Origin of the sequence: Oculatella sp. LEGE 06141 (assembly GCF_015207605.1) — a bacterium.
GTDB lineage: Bacteria > Cyanobacteriota > Cyanobacteriia > Elainellales > Elainellaceae > Oculatella.
The window spans coordinates 73,131-94,343 of record NZ_JADEWO010000001.1; the positions used below are offsets into that span (position 1 = coordinate 73,131).

The 21,213-nt window shown below is 50.2% G+C and carries 18 protein-coding genes and 1 tRNA gene; 3 read left to right on the top strand and 16 right to left on the bottom strand.

The features are described 5' to 3' along the window. Positions 1-41: 41 nt before the first annotated feature. The 5 genes from lspA to IQ268_RS00355 form a co-directional block, all read right to left on the bottom strand. Positions 42-518 (bottom strand): signal peptidase II, encoded by a 477-nt coding sequence (gene lspA / locus IQ268_RS00335; protein ID WP_193874371.1) that lies wholly within the window; start codon positions 516-518, stop codon positions 42-44. 82 nt (positions 519-600) lie between these two features. Next, positions 601-1,185 (bottom strand): biotin transporter BioY, encoded by a 585-nt coding sequence (locus IQ268_RS00340; RefSeq protein ID WP_193874373.1) that lies wholly within the window; start codon positions 1,183-1,185, stop codon positions 601-603. A 158-nt stretch (positions 1,186-1,343) separates the two neighbouring features. Beyond that, positions 1,344-2,441: a biotin synthase BioB gene (gene bioB / locus IQ268_RS00345; RefSeq protein ID WP_193874375.1), complete on the bottom strand. Its 1,098-nt coding sequence runs from the start codon at positions 2,439-2,441 to the stop codon at positions 1,344-1,346. Positions 2,442-2,560: 119 nt separating this feature from the next. Beyond that, positions 2,561-2,893 carry a hypothetical protein gene (locus IQ268_RS00350; protein WP_193874377.1) on the bottom strand — a complete coding sequence of 111 codons (333 nt, stop codon included), beginning with the start codon at positions 2,891-2,893 and terminating at the stop codon, positions 2,561-2,563. A 107-nt stretch (positions 2,894-3,000) separates the two neighbouring features. Then, entirely contained in the window at positions 3,001-3,957 is a 957-nt protein-coding gene (locus IQ268_RS00355; RefSeq protein WP_193874379.1) for a ribonuclease Z, read from the bottom strand. A 363-nt stretch (positions 3,958-4,320) separates the two neighbouring features. Between IQ268_RS00355 and IQ268_RS00360 the strand changes: the two genes are divergently transcribed. Next, positions 4,321-5,559 carry a SpoIID/LytB domain-containing protein gene (locus tag IQ268_RS00360; RefSeq protein WP_193874381.1) on the top strand — a complete coding sequence of 413 codons (1,239 nt, stop codon included), beginning with the start codon at positions 4,321-4,323 and terminating at the stop codon, positions 5,557-5,559. Between the two features lie 175 nt (positions 5,560-5,734). Here the strand turns inward: IQ268_RS00360 and dnaK (IQ268_RS00365) are convergent, their stop codons facing one another. From dnaK (IQ268_RS00365) to IQ268_RS00390, 6 genes are all read right to left on the bottom strand, one after another. Then, positions 5,735-7,660 carry a molecular chaperone DnaK gene (dnaK, locus tag IQ268_RS00365; RefSeq protein WP_193874383.1) on the bottom strand — a complete coding sequence of 642 codons (1,926 nt, stop codon included), beginning with the start codon at positions 7,658-7,660 and terminating at the stop codon, positions 5,735-5,737. Positions 7,661-8,236: 576 nt separating this feature from the next. Then, positions 8,237-9,538 (bottom strand): hypothetical protein, encoded by a 1,302-nt coding sequence (locus IQ268_RS00370; RefSeq protein WP_193874385.1) that lies wholly within the window; start codon positions 9,536-9,538, stop codon positions 8,237-8,239. 264 nt (positions 9,539-9,802) lie between these two features. Next, positions 9,803-10,933 carry a HetZ-related protein 2 gene (locus IQ268_RS00375; protein WP_193874824.1) on the bottom strand — a complete coding sequence of 377 codons (1,131 nt, stop codon included), beginning with the start codon at positions 10,931-10,933 and terminating at the stop codon, positions 9,803-9,805. A 137-nt stretch (positions 10,934-11,070) separates the two neighbouring features. Continuing rightward, positions 11,071-11,343 (bottom strand): hypothetical protein, encoded by a 273-nt coding sequence (locus tag IQ268_RS00380; protein WP_193874387.1) that lies wholly within the window; start codon positions 11,341-11,343, stop codon positions 11,071-11,073. A gap of 216 nt (positions 11,344-11,559) precedes the next feature. Beyond that, positions 11,560-12,201, bottom strand: coding sequence for a chorismate lyase (locus IQ268_RS00385; RefSeq protein ID WP_193874389.1), 642 nt, complete (start codon positions 12,199-12,201; stop codon positions 11,560-11,562). Positions 12,202-12,320: 119 nt separating this feature from the next. Further along, positions 12,321-12,402, bottom strand: a tRNA-Leu gene (locus IQ268_RS00390). Between the two features lie 173 nt (positions 12,403-12,575). Between IQ268_RS00390 and IQ268_RS00395 the strand changes: the two genes are divergently transcribed. Then, the gene (locus IQ268_RS00395) at positions 12,576-13,052 is read left to right on the top strand and encodes a DUF2062 domain-containing protein (protein ID WP_193874391.1); all 477 of its coding nucleotides are present in this window, start codon (positions 12,576-12,578) and stop codon (positions 13,050-13,052) included. Here the strand turns inward: IQ268_RS00395 and rsgA are convergent. From rsgA to grpE, 5 genes are all read right to left on the bottom strand, one after another. Beyond that, positions 13,049-14,161, bottom strand: a complete 1,113-nt coding sequence (rsgA, locus tag IQ268_RS00400; protein ID WP_193874393.1) for a small ribosomal subunit biogenesis GTPase RsgA — start codon at positions 14,159-14,161, stop codon at positions 13,049-13,051. The genes IQ268_RS00395 and rsgA overlap by 4 nt on opposite strands. 3 nt (positions 14,162-14,164) lie before the next feature. Continuing rightward, on the bottom strand, positions 14,165-14,437 hold the full coding sequence (locus IQ268_RS00405) for a sulfurtransferase TusA family protein (RefSeq protein ID WP_193874395.1): 273 nt from the start codon (positions 14,435-14,437) through the stop codon (positions 14,165-14,167). After that, positions 14,434-15,564, bottom strand: coding sequence for a molecular chaperone DnaJ (gene dnaJ / locus IQ268_RS00410; RefSeq protein ID WP_193874396.1), 1,131 nt, complete (start codon positions 15,562-15,564; stop codon positions 14,434-14,436). The genes IQ268_RS00405 and dnaJ overlap by 4 nt, the downstream gene beginning before the upstream one ends. Before the next feature lie 118 nt (positions 15,565-15,682). After that, the gene (gene dnaK, locus IQ268_RS00415; RefSeq protein WP_193874398.1) at positions 15,683-17,641 is read right to left on the bottom strand and encodes a molecular chaperone DnaK; all 1,959 of its coding nucleotides are present in this window, start codon (positions 17,639-17,641) and stop codon (positions 15,683-15,685) included. A gap of 176 nt (positions 17,642-17,817) precedes the next feature. Then, positions 17,818-18,576 (bottom strand): nucleotide exchange factor GrpE, encoded by a 759-nt coding sequence (gene grpE / locus IQ268_RS00420; RefSeq protein ID WP_193874400.1) that lies wholly within the window; start codon positions 18,574-18,576, stop codon positions 17,818-17,820. Between the two features lie 549 nt (positions 18,577-19,125). Here grpE and IQ268_RS00425 point away from each other — a divergent pair. Then, on the top strand, positions 19,126-21,129 hold the full coding sequence (locus tag IQ268_RS00425; protein ID WP_193874402.1) for a GspE/PulE family protein: 2,004 nt from the start codon (positions 19,126-19,128) through the stop codon (positions 21,127-21,129). Positions 21,130-21,213 lie beyond the last annotated feature (84 nt).

Sequence of the window (21,213 nt, forward strand, 5' to 3'; positions counted from 1 at the left end):
TCATCAGCAATGAGACGTGTAAAGTCATTGAAACGGGTTGATTATCTTGAATTTGCCTTCGCTTGCGGCGGTTTATGAAACGCAGCAATGAGCAAGCAAACAATACCAACATTAATAAATACATCCGCCAGGTTGAAGACCGGAAACCGGATGAGCCGGAAATCGAGGAAATCGACCACCTCACCTGCAAAGAAGCGATCGATTCCATTTCCCAACGCCCCAGCCAGGATAAAGCCATATCCAGCCTGTTCCCAGCGGTTCATGGCAGGGCCAACCCAGGCCAGCAACACTAAGCCAACGCTAACGAGCAGTGATAGCCAGCGCAGCCACGTACCGCTCTCGCTGAATAAGCTAAAGGCCGCACCAGTATTGGTGACATAGGTAAAATGAAACACACCGTCCCAGATAGGGCGACTCTCGGTTAGCTCAAAGGTACGAACAATCCACTGCTTGGTGATTTGGTCGAGAACGACCCCTACAAAAGCAGCCACCCAAAATAATCGGTTCTTAATATCCATCGCTGACAAGTGAGGCTAGCTGTAACGGTTGAATATACCCACTACCCCAAGCCCGGAATTGGATCGTAGTCATAGTTCGAGGTTAGTAAAACATGAGGTGCCGTAGGACATACGACAAGACAGCCACAGCACAAACTACGGCGAGTTGTCCGGGCAGACGATCAACAGAATAACTAACAATCAGTTGCCCTAGAGGAGAGGCTGTTACATCCACCCAGTTGAATGAATACATCATTAGCAAATAGCTCAACCCGGTCAAGTGAATCGTTAGCAGCCCCATGACACAGCTAAAGGCCAGCGATTCTAACCGGGTGGGAACCCGAAATGCTAATAGCCCACAGACCCAGGCACCCGGAATAAATCCTAAAAGGTAGCCAAAGCTGGGGCGATAGATATAGTCTATGCCGTGCCCTTCAGTAAAAACGTTGAACCCAACCAGCCCTAACAGTATGTAGGCAATTTGAGAGATCGCTGCGGCATTTTTGCCCCCCAAGCAGCCCACCAACAAAACAGCTCCAATTTGGTAACTGACGCCCAGTGAAAGGACATGCATCCCACCACCGCCCCAACTCCAGGGAGGGCTGGTAATGAATGCCTCTAGCAGGGTGCCACCAATGGTCAGGATAAGGCCGATCAGTGCCCACAACAATTCCGTGGGAGCAAACACAGTCACGTGAGGTTAAAGGGTAAAAGAATGAGCTGGCACGTTGAAATCAAACTATTGAACCGTTTAGCTGTGCCAACCGGAAGCAATAAAGAGTTCAGCTTATCACCATAACTCAACAATTGAGAGTTTCATCCTTCATCTTTTACGTAAAAAGGGGACTAAGGCTCGGTACGATAGTGCCCCGGAATTGGAGCTTCGCCGCCGATCAACCCAAGCTGGTGCAGCATCGCTTGATCGTGTTCTGGTGGCTGCCCCAGGGTAGTGAGATAGTGACCAACCAGCATGGCGTTGATGCCTGCCTTCAAACCCAGGGCTTGCCATTCACCCATGACGGCTTCTCGTCCGCCAGCGTAACGAATGATTTGTTCAGGCAAGATGATGCGAAAGATGGCGATCGCTTTCAAGGCTTCGTAGGGATTAAGCTTAGGGCGATCGCCCAATGGCGTACCTTCCCTGGGGTTCAGCAAATTCAGCGGTACTGATTCAACGGCCAGGTCTCGCAGCGCCAATGCTAGATCAACCCGGTCTTCCCAGCTTTCGCCCATGCCAATAATGCCGCCTGTACACGCCTGAATCCCCGATGCTTTCAGGTTTTTGACCGTCTCAACGCGATCGCGCCAGCTATGGGTTGTGACGATACTGGGATAAAACTGCTCAGACGCTTCTAGGTTGTGGTTGTAGCGGGTTACGCCAGCCTCACGCAACGCCGCTGCCTGTTCAAGCGTGATTTCGCCTAACGCGCAACAAGGCTTGATATTCGTTTCCGCAATCACTTGACGGACAGTTGCTAAAATCTGTTCAAACTCACCCGATTTCGGGCTGCTGTATTTAGGGCCTCGTCCCTGGCTCACCAGACAAAACCGCTTTGCGCCAGCGGCTTCAGCCGCCCGTGCCTGCGCTAAAATTTCGTCTGCGGCTTTCAGCCCATAGGTCGGAGACGCATCTCCCGGATGATGCGCCGATTGAGAACAGAAACCACAGTTTTCGGAGCAGTTGCCCGATTTGACGTTAATAATGCTGCATAGATCAACCGTGTTGCCGCAACAAGCCTGACGAATGCGATCGGCAGCTTCGCACAGTTGCAAGATATGGGCTTCGCCTTCAACCTGGGTAAGCGCGATCGCCTCATCTCGACTGATGCGGTATCCAGCAATAATTCGATCGGCTAACGTTTGCAGTTGAACAGCGAACGATACGGGCGCATCATCGTTGATTTGTGTTTGCTCGCCAACGGGGGATAAGGGGGTTTGAACCACAGTCAACCTTCCAATTTGCCACACAAGGGATTTTCTAGAGATTGTCCCACACCGAGAGGAGCACTTTGAACATCAACGCTCAGACCGTTCAATTTGCTCAAGGCGTAATCCTTGCTGCCCTAGATGTGGCGATCGCGTTCCAGGTCAAACATTACTTTCTCCCAGTACCAATGCTCAGTCTGTCCAGGATGGTGCTGTCGAGCATGAGCAAGCAGCCGCTCAGCCGTTTTGCGATCGCCATTCAACAATTGAAACAGGCGATTCTGCACTTGAGGATGTACAGACCTTTGTAACGCTAATGGCAGCGCGGTGAGTTGTCGATTACCACGTTGAGAGACGTTAGAAACCCGTTTGTTTGACTGCACACAGGCTTGGCTTCTTAGAACGATGCAAACAATACCAAACGTTAGAACACTAAAAAATAGAAGGGTAACGACAATCGCTTGAGCCATAGTCTGGATCGACACATTTCACTATAAAGTGCCCAACCAGTAACGGAGATTAACGAGTTACATCCCGCAGAGAGGAAGCCAATTCCGCTGTAGCGATCGCCCACAGGTCAACGAATGGAGGTTAACGCTTCCGTCGTCCGTCGAGGGATTTCGTAGGTCAAAAAGTCGTGTGCCATGATAGTGTTCGGAAAAATGGCCTTTGCTTCGGTTAACAAATCCTCTAGCACGATCGCATTTCCGGGCGCATAACGAGGGCTAAAGTGAGTCAGTATCAGCCGCTTTGCTTGCGCCCCTAACGCCACCTGTGCCGCCATAGTTGACGTAGAATGCAACCGTTGATAGGCCAACTCTGCATCCTGATGCGAGAAGGTAGACTCATGCACCAAGGCATCGGCATCTTGCGCTAGTTCAACAGCATTGTCACAGTAAATCGTGTCCGTACAGTAGACAAACTTACGCCCAACCTGCGTTGGCCCACATAGCTCGGCACCGTTAACCACTCGCCCGTTGGGTAAGGTAACACGTTCACCCCGTTTCAACTGGCCGTACAGTGGCCCAGACGGAATCCCCAGCGCGATCGCCCGCTCAACATCAAATCGCCCTGGCTTGTCTTTTTCAACAACGCGATAGCCAAATGCAGGCACACGATGCGTTAAAGGGCTGCAACTCACTGTAAACTCATCGTCTTCAAACACCAGACCTGGCTGCACCGTATGAACTTTGACCGGATAGGAAAAATGCGTCTGAGAATAGCGACCGCAGGCTTTGAGGTACTCTTCAAGCTTCGGTGGCCCATACACATCAATGCGACTGGGATTACCCGCCAGACCGCAACTGGCTAACAACCCCATCAAGCCATAAACGTGATCGCCGTGCATGTGCGTCACAAAGATGCGGGTAATTTGGCTGACTTTTAAGTCGCTTCGCAAAATCTGGTGTTGAGTCCCTTCCCCACAGTCGAACAACCAAACCTCTGCTCGTTGCGGCAACCGCAACGCCAGGCTAGACACGTTGCGCGATCGCGTTGGTACGCCCGAACTGGTTCCTAAAAACGTGACTTGCAAAATTTAGCCAACCTGACCTTAAGCTCTCATCGTTCCACTTAATCTTTACACAAACCGACTTCGGCGTGAGCAGTTGACTCACTTGACACCGTTCTCAAGGTTCGACCAGTATGGAACGGCAAGAAACCTTCATCCAGATTCTACAGTCCATAAATACCTGAAGGGGAAACCACCTCTGCCTGAGTGTAGATCGATAGGCAGACTGCTGCATTGTGAATACTAATGTAAACACCAAGTTAATACTTCCAAAATTAAATTGGCTTATAGTGGGCAGAGTTAAGTTTTTCGTTCAAAATTGTCTTCTGTCCAGGAGATCCCTTTCCTTCTGTCCACCTTTCTAGACCCTGTGAGGAGAAAGCAAACATGACCTCTGGACTACGCCCCGCGTCCCAACTGTTACCGTGGATGAAACTCGCCAGGTTTGGGAAGAAATCGTGGTGGGCTGCGATGTTGCTGTGGTTTGTAGCGATCGCCGAGCTTACCGTTGGCACCGCTCCGGCTCGTGCCCAAGAAGAACTTGAAATGCGAGTTGCCGTTGAGCGAGGGGTTGAGCAAGTCACGGTTGGCAGCTCAACTGGCGCTATCTTGCGCAACGAATCGGGGCAGGTCTTAGCAGAGCTACCCGCCCAAAAGGCATTTGTTCTAGATGCTGATGTGGGTAGAGTCATTGTCAACACAGCGCAAAGTCAGCAACCCGCTGGATTGGTTTGGCTCGAACCCTCAGACGGCGGCTATGTTTACATTGGCGACAAATGGTATCGCGGACGAGCCTTAGTCGTCCCAACCGGGCAGGAAGAACTCACTGCCGTTAACTATGTCGATCTAGAAGAGTATCTTTATAGCGTCGTTGGGGCTGAAGTGCCCACTAGCTGGCCGATTGAAGCCTTAAAAGCGCAGGCCGTCGCTGCCCGCACCTATGCACTCCATCAGCGCCAAACCAGCGCGAATGAAGTGTTTGATGTCGGCGACACCACATCCTGGCAAGTCTATGGAGGGTTGTCGGAAGAAGCGGTTAGTACGCAAATGGCAGTCAACGCAACCAAGGGGCAGGTGTTAACCTACAGCGGTCGCATTATTGATGCGGTGTTCCATGCGTGCGCTGGCGGCCATACCGAAAACGTAGAAGATGTATGGAGAAACCCTCTCCCCTATTTGCGTGGGGTTCCTGCCTATGATGCAGACGTTCCTGCTTGCCAGTGGAGCAGGAACTTCACAGCAGCGGAGTTATCAAACAATTTACCGGGGTTAGGAAACATCATTGCGATCGTTCCCCAAAGCCAAACCGCCAGTGGACGAATTGTGAGGATGGAAGTGCGTGGAGACGCTGGCACACGGGTGATGACGGGTGAAGAAATTCGTCGAGCCTTGGGACTCAGAAGCAGTAAATTTAGAATTTCTGCTCCTCGTATGGCTCAAATTGCCAGTACAGGGGGAGGGCCTACCGTTCCCACCGATTTTTTATTTGAAGGAAGCGGTTATGGACATGGCCTGGGAATGAGTCAGTGGGGCGCTTATACGTTGGCGCTGCAAGGTAGCACTTATCAGCAAATTCTCAATCACTATTACACTGGAACCGCTTTAGCCAGAATTCAAATCCAGTAGCCTCAGGTTGAATATCACTTGATAGATACGGTGAGTGTGGAGTTGGCGATCGACGCTCATCCGCTTCAAATTGAACACAAAACAGGGGATGTAATCTACATCCCCTGCTTTTATTTTTATTGAGTGATGGGGCGATCGGTTAACGAACCGATTCTATGCCCCATCAGCCACGTCTCTATTTGGTTTCAGAGAACTCAGCATCGATCACTTCATCATCGCCACCGCTACCGCTACCGCCATCGGAAGGAGCACTTGCGCCACCAGCCCCATCGCTTGGAGGAGTCGGCCCGCCATCTCCACCACCCTGCTGATAGAGATTGCTGCTAATGCTATAAAGCGCTTGCTGCAATTCGCTGGTAAGAGCTTTGATCTTGTCAAAGTCTTCCGTGGTGATGGACTCGCGTAAGTCCTTAATTAAGCCGTCAACTCGGCTCTTGTCGGCAGCAGGAACCTTATCGCCAAGTTCGCTCATCTGCTTCTCGGCTTGATAAGACAACGAATCGGCCTGGTTTTTGAGGTCAATCCGTTCACGACGCTCACGGTCGTTCGCGGCGTTAGATTCCGCTTCATTCACCATCCGCTCAACCTCATCTTGAGGCAGAGTGGACGCGCCAGTGATGCTAATCGACTGCTCTTTACCCGTGCCTTTGTCCTTAGCACGAACATTGAGAATACCGTTGGCATCAATATCGAAGGTGACTTCAATCTGTGGAACGCCACGCGGAGCAGGTGGAATACCGTCCAAACGGAAGGTTCCCAGGCTCTTGTTATCGCCCGACATTTCACGCTCACCCTGGAGGACATGAATTTCAACGTTGGTCTGTCCATCCGCAGCCGTTGAGAACACTTCTGACTTCTTGGTCGGGATGGTGGTGTTGCGAGGAATAATCTTGGTCATGACACCACCCAGTGTCTCAACCCCCAACGATAGCGGCGTTACGTCTAGCAGCAGGATATCTTTAACTTCACCTGCCAATACACCCGCCTGAATCGCGGCACCGACTGCAACCACTTCGTCAGGGTTAACCGTCTGGTTGGGTTCCTTAGCTAAAACCCGCTTCACCAATTCTTTTACAGCAGGAATCCGGGTTGAACCACCCACCAATACCACTTCATCGATCGCGCTTTTATCAATCTTGGCATCGCGCAGAGCATTCTCGACAGGGATACGAGAGCGATCGATCAAATCAGAGCAAAGCTCCTCAAATTTAGCGCGGGTCAGCGTTGTGTCCAGGTGCTTGGGGCCGTCCTGGGTAGCCGTGATGAACGGCAGGTTTACTTCTGCCTGAGTGACGCTAGATAGCTCAATCTTGGCTTTCTCAGCGGCTTCAGTCAAACGCTGCAACGCCTGCTTATCCTTACGCAGATCGATGCCCTCTGCCTTTCTAAACTCCTCTGCCAGGTAGTCCACGATCTTCTTGTCGAAGTCGTCACCACCCAGGTGAGTGTCACCGGAGGTTGCCAATACTTCAAACACCCCGTCACCCACTTCCAGGATGGATACGTCAAACGTACCACCACCCAGGTCAAATACCAGGACGGTTTCGTTGGTTTTCTTATCAAGGCCGTAGGCCAGAGAAGCAGCCGTCGGCTCGTTGATAATCCGCAGTACTTCAATTCCGGCGATCTTACCGGCATCTTTGGTCGCTTGCCGCTGCGAGTCGTTGAAGTATGCAGGAACCGTAATAACAGCCTGGGTAACAGTTTCACCCAGATACTTACTGGCATCCTCGACTAGCTTGCGGAGCACCTGCGCCGAAATTTCCTCCGGTGCAAACTGCTTGCCTACGGAAGGACAGTCAATCTTGACGTTGCCGTTGACGTTGAGGACTTTATAAGAAACTTCGGTTGTTTCGTGCGTTACTTCGTCTTGACGGCGACCGATGAATCGTTTCACCGAGTAAAACGTATTCTCAGGGTTCATCACCGCCTGACGCTTTGCGATCTGCCCAACCAGGCGATCGCCGTTTTTTGCATAGGCAACAACCGAGGGAGTCGTGCGGAACCCCTCTGCATTAGCAATAACAGTAGGCTTTCCTCCCTCCATTACTGCGACGCATGAGTTGGTTGTTCCTAAGTCAATTCCAACAACTTTTGCCATACTACCTACTTGCTCCGGTTCTACTACAAAATCTGGCTCTCATCAGCCAGGCTGCTCGAGGTTTGCACGCCCCTCAGTTGGCAGGAAAACTTCCAAATCGCTCTAACGTTCCACATCGGCAGCCAGCACAGAACTGATACATACCGCGTTAGAACATCACTCAATCTCAATCTATATACTGCGTATCTTTCTCCCCTCCTATGAAGGGGTATTTACCGAACCAGATGTTGGACGGTCATAGATGAAAGAAGGCTCAGAATTAATGCGCTAGCATTGCGAATGAGATTGGGGGTTAGAAACTCATTGTTGCGTGTTGTTTCACTCAAAACGGTTTCAAATGACTCTCGTTGACTCCAGTGTAGAAACTTCACCGTCTAATAGAATTGGTGTGAACCGTAAACAAACAGGTGTATTTGCCGCCGTTCGAGCAACCTGGCTAACTATTTTGAGAGTGCAACTAGTCGCAAAAAGCAGTGAATACCGCTTTGGAGGGAGAAACAGAGGCTACGCTTCAGCGCTCACCCCAGCAACCTTCGTTGCTATCCTTCTTCTGGCGCGGTCATCAGACCTTGTAGCCTAGTCGTCAGATGTTTGGTCGATTTCCAGGGCATCCAACTGATGCTCGATCGATCGCAGCAAGTGGCTCAGAGCCGGTAGAGCATCAAGTTTAGACCCCAATAGGGTTGAGCCAGAACGAGCGCGATCGCGAATTTCGTTGATCTTCAACTGAAGCTGTTTTGCAATTCCCAGCGCATCTCGCTCTAAAGTTGAGAGCCGTTGCTGCTGATAAAATTTCAGCGCTGCTCCGCGCAGCACTTGCAGCGTGGCTTCTTCACCATGCTGCGTCGGCATGAACCGAAAGCGCAACAACAACCGAGTTTGATGGTAGAGTTGCTCGATCTCTGTATTCTTGGGCTGGCTGACCGGAAACAACGGCAGGTGCGTCATCCGTTTTAGTTCATTAATCACGCCTTGAAATACCGCTGGATCGAGCTTGTCAATGACCGATTGCAATACGCCATTCTGGCTCCACAACACTCGCCCATACTGCGCCTGTCGTTCAAAGTAAAGTCGTCCAATTCCACCCACCAGTACCCGTCCTAGCAATTCCTCCAATAATTCATTGGGCGGCAGCGTCGCTAATATCTCAATCGGGCTAGAGAGATGCTTGGCTTCAATATCCAGAGTCGGCAAAGAATTCATTAACGGAGAAGGCGCATGAGGAGGGTGCTTCTGCCGATGCATCAATGGCGCTTCATCGTCGTCTGGTGTCAAATCCTCCAGAATCTTGGTCGATGGCAAATCGGGTGTCGGTGCCGCAGGCGTGAATGAAAACGGAGGGGGTGGAGCCGGAGATGGCGGTTCAGGTTCGCTATTGGATTCAGCCTCTTCCAAATCATCAGGACTATCAACAATTAGAGTCTGTTGAATGTTGCGATCGATGGGTTGTTCTACCCGAGTTCTGACTGTATGACGTTGAACTCGGGTTGTAGAGGTTAGCTGCTGTCGCTGGGCGATCGCGGCTTGCTGGGTACCAATATGGTTGAGATAAGCCGTCAAAATGGCCTGGTGAACCTCCGACGAAATCGCCCGGGGAATCAAGGAGTAGTTGAGGTACGAAATAATGCGACGGACATACTCCAGAGCGCCCATGTCTTGTGGGCTAACCATACCCAAGCTCAAGCGGCTTCCTTCCAGAAATAAAGGAATCACCTGATAATACAAGCAAGCTTCAAACGGTAAGACACCGTCAATCAGCATGAACATCTGCTCAACGTTCAGCCGCTCGGCCCATTCATCTTGAAACTGGGCTAAAATTCGCTGGTGGCTTGGGTTAGATGGGTTAGGTTCAGGCTGGCTGCTCAAGGGAGATGTCATAGGAAGTGACTAAGCTGAAATTCTGAAAATTTGCGGCTATGAGCTGCGCCCTTAACGTAGAGCAGCCCAGCTAGCAGTCACAGTTTTGGTAACGATCGCACCAGGGCGATCGCTCAGAGGAACGTTAAAAACTAATCCTACACGCTGAATTGTTGGGTATCCACCTCGGTTGAACTCTGTTGGAGAGAACAGAGGGAATTAGACAGCCTGTAGCCCTTCTCAACCATCCTCTAGATGACGGTACACCTTACCCTAGAACCAACACTAGGACACACTTCGCAGTGACTGAGCCGCTAGATAAAGTCTAATCCATTCTCCGGTAACCTGATGAACCTTTAGGTTGAGGTCTTTGGCAACAGCCTCAACACTTTGCCCCGACTTCAGGTATTCTATCAACTGCCGCTGCTCGGGAGTCAGCGTCTCTAAATACTGCTGCCATTGCTCCAGAGTCAGCCCAAGCCTATGTTCTTGTAAGGATGTGCCTAACCAGGTTGTTACTAACTCAGGCTGAACCTTGAGCGTAAATACACGGGTAGCGTGATAACTAATTTTCTCTCGCAGCCGATACACCTGCTTGATGGGCATATTAAGCGATTGGGCAATCATCTCTTGAGACTGTCCCTGCAAATGCAGTTCCAGCCATCGCGCCGCCAGGGGATCAACCTCTTGTTCGAGGTACGTCATAAACTCTTGCTTAACAGAAGTGCGTAACGACTGCTGCTCTTCCCATACCTGATCATCTTGATATTGAGCGATCGCCTGGGAGTCGAGCAAGCTTACCGCACTATCGCTCTCATCTTGAGTAATCTCTTCCGAAACCAGCCGCACCAGGTCGCCTGTTGGCACCTGGGTCATTCCCCCTCGCTGCGATCGGCGCAGATAGTTGACAAATCGATAAACCAGCAGCGGCTGATTTCGAATAGGCCGAAGACAATACTCTTCAATGCTGGTGAGCAGCAATGCATTGCGAAGCCGTGGATTATCAGTACATTGCCCAATCCAGGCGACCTGCTGCCGAATGTAGCTGTCACCCTGAATTAGCTCTTGAATGACTTCTTGCAGAACGTCCATCACCGTTCGCCGACGATCGCGCGAAAGAGCAACCCAGGTTCGAATCTTGCTTCGGATCAAAAACAAACTGCTCAGTCGTTGAATCAGTTGGCGGTAGGCTTGCTCCGGGCCGGCCTTTAGATACCGTTGCTGCAAAATACGGTAACGGTAATCCATGGCTTGCTTGGCGATCGCAAGCTGATCGGGCAGAAGCTGATCGAAATGCTCTGGATCATTTCCCAAAAGCCAGCGGACGACACTTTCTCGCACCGATGACGGTTGGTCTGGGTAGTCCGCCTGAAGCCTTGACTGCCAGTCTTGCCGAAGTTCTTCAGCCAGCACCATTGGAGAATAACCCTTGATTGCCAATGTCTTCAGCCATATATCTACACGCCTACTACTGTTTGTCTCACATTATTGGTTTTCCTAACTCACCCAGATGGGTCAACTGGAACAAATCGAACGTCGTGTTTACAACCACCTCAAGGATGGGGTTCATCAGTCTCTTCGATCGCCGCGACTAAACGCTGCAATGCTTCTGTCAACCGTCCAATTCGTTCAAGAGCGCTATCTTGATTTTCTGCCAGGGTTTGTACAGCATCACTAAGGGCAAAAATCTGATAGCCCTGCTGCTGCACCTGGGCAGCCAATGCATCAACCTGGGCAGAAAGCCGATCAACCGTGTCGGTTGTAGCCAGAACAGCTTCACCAATTTGCTGTACAACAGCCTCTAAACGACTTGATTGTACTTCCACTCTTAAGAGCCTTACTTACACTAATTTGCGTTCAACCTGATGCGTTGCATTGTCATGAAGTCAAACTTCACTCCGCTTGGCAACATGGCTAAGACGTATCCCTAACGGCTTTACCACAAGGGCAAAACGCACCTTAGAGAAAACTAACGATATCATAATCTGACCGTTTTTTTCGGCCATTTAGCAAATCGTACCGCACGCACGGCAGAATCGAGCTTACTGCTTGAGGTTCGGTTGTGCTGGAAAGCGATCGCCGTTTGTCGCACCTAGATAAGTTTGCAAGTAGGGCGAAAACACCTCGTAAATCAGGGTAATGGGCTGTCCATGATGCCAAAACAAATAGTGCCGTCCCCAAAATGGCCCTGCTTGCTCAAACGCCAGTTCAAGCGCCTCAGAATGTCCGTAGTGAATTCCTTGCACATCTCGATATAGCTCGGTTCGCAAGCGAGTCAGGTTAGCCCAAATTGGCAGCGATCGATTTTGCAGGTATTCATCGACATGACTCGCCTCCCACCAGGATGTGGCGTAGGCCAGTCGCTGCCCGGAAGGGGTTCTTAGCCATACCTGCCGCCTCAGGCGAGGGCCTGGAACCACCTGAATCACCTCAGGTGCCCCATCCAGATCGTTGCCGACCAACGACATATCGATGACATCTACCTCTGTTTGCTCTCCAGTCAACAACTGGAGATGGCGAGTAGGTGAACCATCTCCCAACAGCAACATCTGCCATGCAGGAGAGAGCTGGCTGTGCGGCAGCCCGCGTTGAACATCCGCTTCTGCACCCTGCCAAAGCGGATACAGCGCATACCAGGCCGTTGGAAGCGATAGACTGTGAGTTGATTGAAACGCTGGAGTCAATGGATTTACAAAACTTTATCCTTCTACATGCATCATAGTACGATGCCGAGCCGTCTGCCCATCTTAATTGACAGACTCGAAGAACAGTTTTGCTAAATGAGTGGTGCTGAATAAGTTAATGCGGATGGCGAGACTCGAACTCGCAAGGCGTGAGCCACACGCCCCTCAAGCGTGCGTGTCTACCGATTCCACCACATCCGCGAACTAAAAAGAGCAGGCTTAAACGGAGCCTTGCACTTCAGATTCTAAGCATAAACCATAACGGAGCGCCTTGTACACTGAAGCTAATGCTGGGTCAGCAAATTCTAAACGAATGAGCACAGGATCTCAACGCATTCAAAACCTGTTCATTACAAAATAAGGCGACCTGAGGAATGAACAAGGGGCAACGATGGCTGCGTTATTTCTATTTGCGGTTTATCCGGCTGCGTGCCACTCCGAGTGAAATCTCTCTGGGCTTTGCATTGGGCATTTTCTGGGGCATGTTCCCACTACCGGGACTGCAAATGGCGATCGCTGTGCTCTCAGCCGCTCTCATTCGCGGCAACAAGTTTGCGGCAGCGGCAGGCACGTGGTTCAGCAATCCACTCACAACGCTGCCGCTGACCGCATTTAACTTTCACGTTGGGCAAGTGGTGTTGGGTAGTCAAATTAGCGACTTCCCGATTAAAGATGTTCGATCGCTCAGCAATGTTATGCAGTTGGGCAAAAAGTTTTTAGTCAGCTATCTTCTGGGCTGTTTGATTGTGGGATGCGGTAGCGGCGTTCTCAGCTATTTCCTCAGTCTTCCCATCATTCTTGCCATTCAGAAACGAACTCTAGCACGACGCATTAAGAAAAAACATCGTTAATCGTTGTCCTGCGTCAAGGTATCAACGTCGTATCGCAGGTCTTGCAACGCTTGACGCTGAGCGCGGCGAGAAGGACGGCGATATTTCTTGGGAGCCAACTTCGGTTCATACTGAATCTGTCCTTCATCGCCAGTTTTTGCTTTTGTTGCCGATTCAGCATCAGTAGATTGATCAATTGACTCCTGACGAGCCACAACATCTGCCAAAAAGCTGGAATAATGCTCGTACCGTTCCCACTCCGCAGAAACAGCACAATTGGGTTCGTCTTGATGCAAACAGTCACTGAATTGACAGGCTGCTTCTGCCAACTGTTGCCGAATTTCGGGAAAATAGCCCGCCAGCTCATGGGGAGCATAATTCAAGTCAGGCTGGTTGAACCCTGGAGTATCAGCCAATAAGCCACCCGTCGGCAATTCAAATAGCTCCACATGACGGGTCGTGTGCCGTCCTCTGCCCAACTTGCCTGAAACAGCACCAATACGCAGGTCAATCGTGGGAATCAGGTTGTTAATTAAACTAGATTTACCCACTCCAGACGGCCCAGAAACAACTGTGATTTTTTGATCAAGCTGGTCTTGCAGACTCATGAGGCCGCTTCGGGTTTGCACACTAACGACAAGCGGCGAGTAGCCCCACTTGCTAATGCGATCGCACCAGTACTGCTGCTCGTTAAGCGACACCAAATCGCTTTTGTTGAAACAGAGACAAATCTCTAACCCCGTTGATTCAGCTTTGACTAAAAAGCGGCTTAACTGAAAGGGATCTAAGGATGGCTCCGCTAACGAAAAGATGAGCAGAATTTGATCAACATTGGCAATGGGTGGGCGATCGAGCTGGCTTCTGCGAGGAAAAACCTGGGCGATAGCACCTCGGCCATCGGTCCAATCAGGTTCTTCAACCCGGACGCGATCGCCTACAATCACCTGCTGCCCAATTTTCTTGAGACGAGCACGACGTGTACACAGCAGGGTCGTTTTCTCAACCGACAGAGGAATGCCCGTGTCCAGCTTGACCCAATAATAGTTAGCCTGAACAGCCAACACCGTTCCTAAAAGCGTACCCACTTCCAGGGAATGAACCTTGAGCCGATTAGCTGACTCAGCATTCATAAGTCAACATGCAGAATGTTCTAATTGGGGCCGCCGGATGCTGATCGCAAAAAAATCAGAGCGATCTTCGATCTGTTCAACGGTATACCCCTCCATCGTCAGGCTATCAGGCACCTGTTCAATCGGTTCTCCAGGGTCTAGCCACACCTCCAGCAACGACCCTGGAGCCATTCGCTCTAGTTGAAGTTTCGTCCGTACGAAGTTGATTGGGCAGGGGGTACCACGCAGGTCGAGATGGGCATCCGGCAGGAGGTTAGAAACGGTAGCACCACTCATCCTCGAAATAGCCCTCCTAAAAACCCTTCAATTCCGCCTCCCTTACTGAGGCGATCGCCACGAATCTTAGCCAACTTTTCCAACAGTTCTCGTTCTTCAGCATTGATCTTGGTTGGAATCTCAATCAGCACTGTAATTAAATGGTCGCCTCGACTAACAGGATTCCCTAGACGGGGTACGCCTCTGTTTTCCAGTGTGATCACCGTGTTGGGTTGAGTCCCAGGGGCGATCGTTACCTCAACAGGGCCATCAACAGTATTAACCTCAATGCGATCCCCTAAAACGGCCTGAAGGTAGCTGATTTTCACCTCAGACAGAATGTTGATGCCATCTCGCTGGAATTCGGAATCGTCGTTGACAAACAGGTAGACGTACAAGTCGCCGGGTGGGCCAGCACGCAGACCCGCATCTCCTTCAGAGGAAACCCGCAACCGAGTACCATTATCAACCCCCGCTGGGATTGTAATTTTCAACTTTTTGGCTTCTTGCTTTTGCCCACTACCGCCACAAACCTCGCACTTTTCCTCAATCACCTGCCCATTGCCATTACACGTTGGGCAAACCGAGACCTGAGTAAAACTGCCAAAGGGAGTACGCGTAGCTCGACGCACCTGTCCCGAGCCAGAACAGGTAGGACATGTACGGGGACGAGTACCTGGCTTAGCTCCGGAGCCTGTACAGGTTATGCAGGTTTCCAGGTGGCTAATTCGAATTTCCTTTTCACCACCAAAAACGGCTTCCCGGAAATCTAGCGTTAAATCAAGCCGCAGATCGTCGCCACGTACCGGGCCACCCCGACGGCGAGTTTGCTGTCCCATGCCCCCCGAGAAACCGCTGAAGAAACTCTCGAAAATATCCGCAAAGCCGCCAAAGTCACCAAAATCTTGGAACCCAGCACCCGCACCAGACCCCACTCCGGCTTCGCCGAAGCGATCGTAGCGTGCTCGCATCTCTGGTTCGGACAGCACTTCATAGGCGCGATTAATCTCCTTGAAGCGCTCCTCTGCCCCTGATTCTTTATTTACATCAGGATGATACTTTCGAGCAAGCCGTCGATAAGCTCGCTTGATTTCCTCTTTGTCCGCGTCACGAGAGACACCGAGAATTTCATAGTAATCACCAGCCATAGGGCGCTGCTTAAGAAGTAGGAGAAACGATAATACAATAAGCGTCGAGCATTAGGCCACGATCACACCATCATAACCAAGAACCTAACACCCTACACCTATTACCCTACACTCTAAACTAATCAACTGCCTCGTAATCGGCTGTAACCGTGTCATCATTTTCAAAACCATACTCTTCAACTTCATCTGAAACAGGCTCAGCGTTCCCATTCGTCCACGGTGCTGCATGGTTATCAGCGGGGCTAAAGCCGTTCAGGTCATCTTGACCTGCCTGCTGGTAAACCGAGGCACCAATCGTCAGCAACATCTGTTGGAGAGCGTCGATTTTCTGCTGCATCACCTCCACTGAGATAGAGCGATCGGCGATCGCTGCCCGCAATTCTGCCATTTTCGTGTTAGCTTGCTCCTTCAGGTCATCGCTGATGAAGCTAGCGTTGTCTCTAATGGTCGATTCGTAACTGTACAGCAAACTGTCGGCCTGATTGCGGAGTTCAATCAGCTTCTTGCGCCGCAGATCATCCTCAGCAAAGAGTTCGGCTTCCTGGCGCATACGCTGCACTTCTGTGTCATTCAAGCCACCCGTGTTGGTAATCCGCACACTTTGCTCACGTCCTGTTCCTTTGTCCCGTGCAGACACCTGTAGAATACCGTTTGCATCAATCTCAAACGAAACCTCAATCTGAGGAACGCCTCTCGGAGCAGGAGGAATACCCGTCAGTTGAAACTTACCCAGGCTCTTGTTGTCCTTTGCCATTGCCCGTTCACCTTGAAGGGCATGAATCTCAACCGACGTTTGTCCATCAGTAGCAGTTGAGAAGGTTTGAGTCTTGCTGGTTGGAATAGTAGTGTTCCGCTCAATAATTTTAGTAAACACCTCACCCAGGGTTTCAATGCCGAGCGACAGGGGAGTTACATCTAGCAACAGTAAATCTTTAACTTCTCCACCCAGCACCCCTGCTTGAATGGCAGCTCCTAACGCCACCGCTTCATCGGGGTTAACCGAGCGGTCGGGCACTTTACCGCTAAAGTGAGTTTGAATCGCTTCTTGAACCGCTGGAATTCGGGTTGACCCTCCAACCAGAATAATTCGATCGATATCTTGAGCTGTTAAATCACAATCTTTCAAAGATTGAGTAACCGGTTCAATAGTATCTTGGATCAACTGATGAACCAGTTCTTCAAAAGTAGCGCGGGTAAATTCAGTTTCAAGATGCTTAGGCCCTGATTCGTCTGCTGTAATAAACGGCAGATTGATCGTAGTCGTCAGCATACTAGAAAGCTCGATTTTTGCCTTCTCAGCCGCTTCTCGGAGTCGCTGAAGCGCCATTTTGTCAACGGAGAGATCAATCCCTTCTTGTTCACGAAAATTATCGATGAGCCAACGAACCAGAACGTTATCAAAATCATCGCCACCCAGGTGGTTATTTCCAGACGTGGCTTTAACTTCGAAAACACCGTCTCCTAACTGCAATACTGACACGTCAAACGTGCCGCCACCGAGGTCAAACACTAAAACGGTTTGGTCTTGATCTTGCTTATCCAAGCCATAGGAGAGGGCTGCCGCTGTGGGTTCATTGATAATACGCAGCACTTCTAAGCCAGCGATCGTTCCAGCGTCTTTTGTAGCTTGCCGCTGAGCATCCGTAAAATAAGCAGGCACAGTAATAACAGCCTGCGTCACTGGTTCTCCTAAGTAATTTTCGGCATCCTGCTTCAGCTTTTGCAGAATCATTGCCGAAACTTCTTGTGGAGTATAGGTACGACCGCGAATTTGAACGTCAACGGTATCGTCTTTGCCTTTAACGCAATTATAGGGAACGCGACCCCGCTCATCGGAGGTATCGTCCCAACGGCGACCAATAAATCGCTTGATGCTGAAGACCGTATTTTCCGCATTAGTCACCGCTTGTCGCTTTGCTAGCTGGCCAACAAGGCGTTCACCGGTTTTTCCAAATCCAACAATACTCGGAGTCGTCCGCCCACCCTCAGAGTTTGAGATGACAACAGGATGACCGCCCTCTAGTACAGCAACACAGCTATTTGTTGTGCCTAGGTCGATGCCAATGACTTTTCCCATAATTTGCGGCTACTAACGTGTTCAATTGAATGAGTACGCGAAGCAATCAAGTTGGACTCATTTCCAGCAAGTATTCCGCAATCTTTCGGGAATCTAATCAGTACAGGCCAAAAATATTTGCAAAGCGACGTAAAGTTTAGGAAATAGCGGTGAAATGAGGATGGGCAACCGTGCAATTAGCTCTCTGAACTACTCGGATTTTCGTCATCTGGAGCAGATGCGGGTTCTGGAGCCGCAGCCACTTTAACCATTGCGTGGCGTAGCACCCGTTCTCCTAGTAAATACCCTCGTACTAGCTCTTCAATGACGGTTCCCTCAGGATATTCGTCCGTAGCTTCACGCATGATAGCCTCATGCAAGTTAGGGTCAAACTCCTTGCCTTCCGATCGCATCGGCCCAACACCTATACGCTTAAGACAATCGACTAACTGCTTGTAGATGCCCTGGTAGCTCTTGTGAATATTCATCTCCGCATCAGTTTGCGGTTTGATTTGCGATCGCGCTCGTTCAAAGTTGTCAACAACCGGGAGTAACTCTACAATCGTTGAGCACTTAACCTGCTGCTCTAGATCTTCTTTTTCTTTCTGGGTTCGCTTGCGGAAGTTATCGAAATCTGCGGCAATACGTACGTACTGACCCGTTCGATCTTCAAGCTGAGCTTTCAGCGACTCAACCATCTGAGACATCTCACTCAACGCCGCCTGGTTAGTAACCGTTTCTGACCCGCTATCTGCACCATCGGGGGCAGCAACCGTATCATCAGCCTCTGCATCTAAAGCTTTCCACGCGTCAGAAAAGTCTGCACCTGCTGATTCCCCAGAAATACCAACGTCGCTAGATGGTGTGGTTTCACTCATCGTCTCCTCCACAGTCTCCGAAGTAGCTTCAACCACTGGTTCTTGAGTATTCTCTAACTGCTTCTCTTCTTCAGTCATCGTGCGTCAATCCAGATCAGAAATTGTTCAATCTAACCGCTTATTGCGTTTCTACAACATTAAAGCTCCCCAATCGATGGACAGCTTCATTCTAGGTATAGCGTATCCGTATACGGATACTGCAATTATTGCTTCTCCTCCGGGGCATCTTAGCATTTAGTGGCGATCGCAATTAACGCCAGGTCTCCACTCAAAGCCCCCTTCTGCAATGGCACAGCCTGAAACGTCGATTCAAATCAGTACTTTTGTCCAGGCAAATTATCGACATTATTCGCCTTTAAAGCAAATGCTCCATGCAGCAAAGCCACGTGATTTGCAACTGTAATTCACGATTCTGTTAAACCACCCGCATCGGGTTACCATTTGAGCGCTACTACCTCGTTCAAACTCCAATCGACTTCTACAGGAGAGTTACGGTCGGCCAATCCATTCAACAGTTGCCATTGGCCTTACGACTTGCCCACAACTTGCATGGATTTGCATGGGTTTCGGTGACTTCTAGCCGAAAAATCTGGGAACACTTTATAAGGAAATCTTTCTGCATCAGCTATGGCTAACTCCTCGTCTCAGCGGCGTGCCCTGGTCGTACAACATAACTTCTCACCCTTTAGCAACAAGCTAGTTCAAGCTGGCTACGTTGACACTGAACAGATGCAGCAGGCTCTAGTCGAGAGCCGTAAGTCCGGGAAACCCCTGACTGAGGTTCTAGAAACGCTGACAGGTCGCCAGCTTCCTGCGGATCTGCTCCGTCAATACAAGAAACAGCAACTATTTGAGCTAAAGATTCTCTATGGTGTCGAGTCGCTTGACCCAGAGCTTAACCAGATCAGCAACAACCAGCTGAGCCAGTTAATCGATACGCTGATTCCAGTAGATATCTGTCGTCGTTACCGACTCATTCCTTTATCTCGCAGCAATACTGAACCTCCGTTTGTTCTAGTAGCGATGGTCAATCCTGATGACCTCGCGGCTCAAGACGATCTCAATCGTATTCTCCGGCCACAGGGGTTGGGATTGCAGCGGATGGTCATCACTGCTGAAGATTACCAACGATTAATTTCCCAGTATTTAGATGAACAGGTTGAGCGCCAGAAGATTCTGGAACTGCAATCTAAGGTAGATGTCAAGGCAGATTTAGAAGGGCTGGAATACCTCGACTTAGAGGAGCCTGAAGACGATTCAGAAGCCAACCTGGATGCTGCACTTCAAGATCCAGAAGCGGCTCCTGTCATTGCTTTAGTAAATAAAATCCTGGTCAAAGCATTGCAGGAAGGTGTCTCAGACATTCACATTGAGCCGCAAGAAGAGTCGCTACGAATTCGCTTCCGCAAAGATGGCGTACTTCGAGAGGCGTTTGATCCGCTCCCCAAGAAGATTGTGCCTTCTGTTACAGCCCGCTTTAAAATTATCGCCAGTTTAGACATTGCTGAACGGCGGCAACCTCAGGATGGCCGCATCCGTCGAATTTTTGACGGTCGTAAAGTTGACTTTCGGGTTAGTACTCTACCCAGTCGATACGGCGAAAAGGTCGTTCTCCGAATCTTAGACAACTCAGCGACCCAGCTAGGACTGGATAAACTGATCGCAGATCCTGAAACGTTGTCTATCGTTCAGGACATGGTTAAACGGCCTTTTGGGCTGATTTTGGTAACAGGGCCAACGGGATCAGGTAAAACAACAACCCTTTATTCAGCTCTATCAGAACGTAACGATCCGGGGGTTAACATCAGCACGGCAGAAGATCCGATTGAGTATTCTCTGCCGGGCATCACCCAAGTTCAGGTGATTCGTGAAAAGGGGATGGACTTTGCTTCTATCCTCCGTGCCTTTCTCCGACAAGACCCCGATGTGATTCTGGTGGGTGAAACGCGAGACAGAGAAACTGCCAAAACAGCGATCGAAGCAGCTTTAACTGGACACCTTGTCTTAACAACGCTCCACACCAACGATGCGGCCAGTGCGATCGCTCGTCTGGAAGAAATGGGTGTTGAGTCCTTCATGGTATCCAGTTCGTTGATTGGCGTATTGGCTCAACGTCTGATGCGGCGGGTTTGTCAAACATGCCGCATTCCCTATACTCCAACCGCAGAGGAACTCGCTAGATTTGGGCTTTCCACCTCTAGAGATAGCGATATCAGTATCTACAAAGCGAATACTTTGCATCAAGATGAGTTTCAAGCGCAAAAAGAGGCAGGCACCCTCTGCCCCGCATGCAAAGGGGTTGGTTATAAAGGACGTTGCGGCGTTTACGAAGTGATGCGGGTGACTGAACGGCTACAAACCCTGATTACTGAAGGGGCACCCACTGAGCGCATCAAAGAAGTAGCAGTAGAGGAAGGGATGAAGACACTGCTGGCATACAGCTTAAACCTGGTACATGAAGGGATGACCACCTTAGAAGAAGTAGAACGGGTCACGTTCACTGACACCGGGTTAGAAGCAGAGCTAAAAGCCAAACGCAAGAGTTCGCTCACATGTCGAGTTTGTGCGGCAGAACATAAACCAGAGTGGCTCGATTGCCCCTACTGCATGACTCCTCGCTTCCAAGATTAATTATTTTGGAGGAGCCATCGTTCAGACGCTATTCAAGGTTACTAGTGATTGGTATCACCCTAAATTTCCATACTGCCAAGTCGT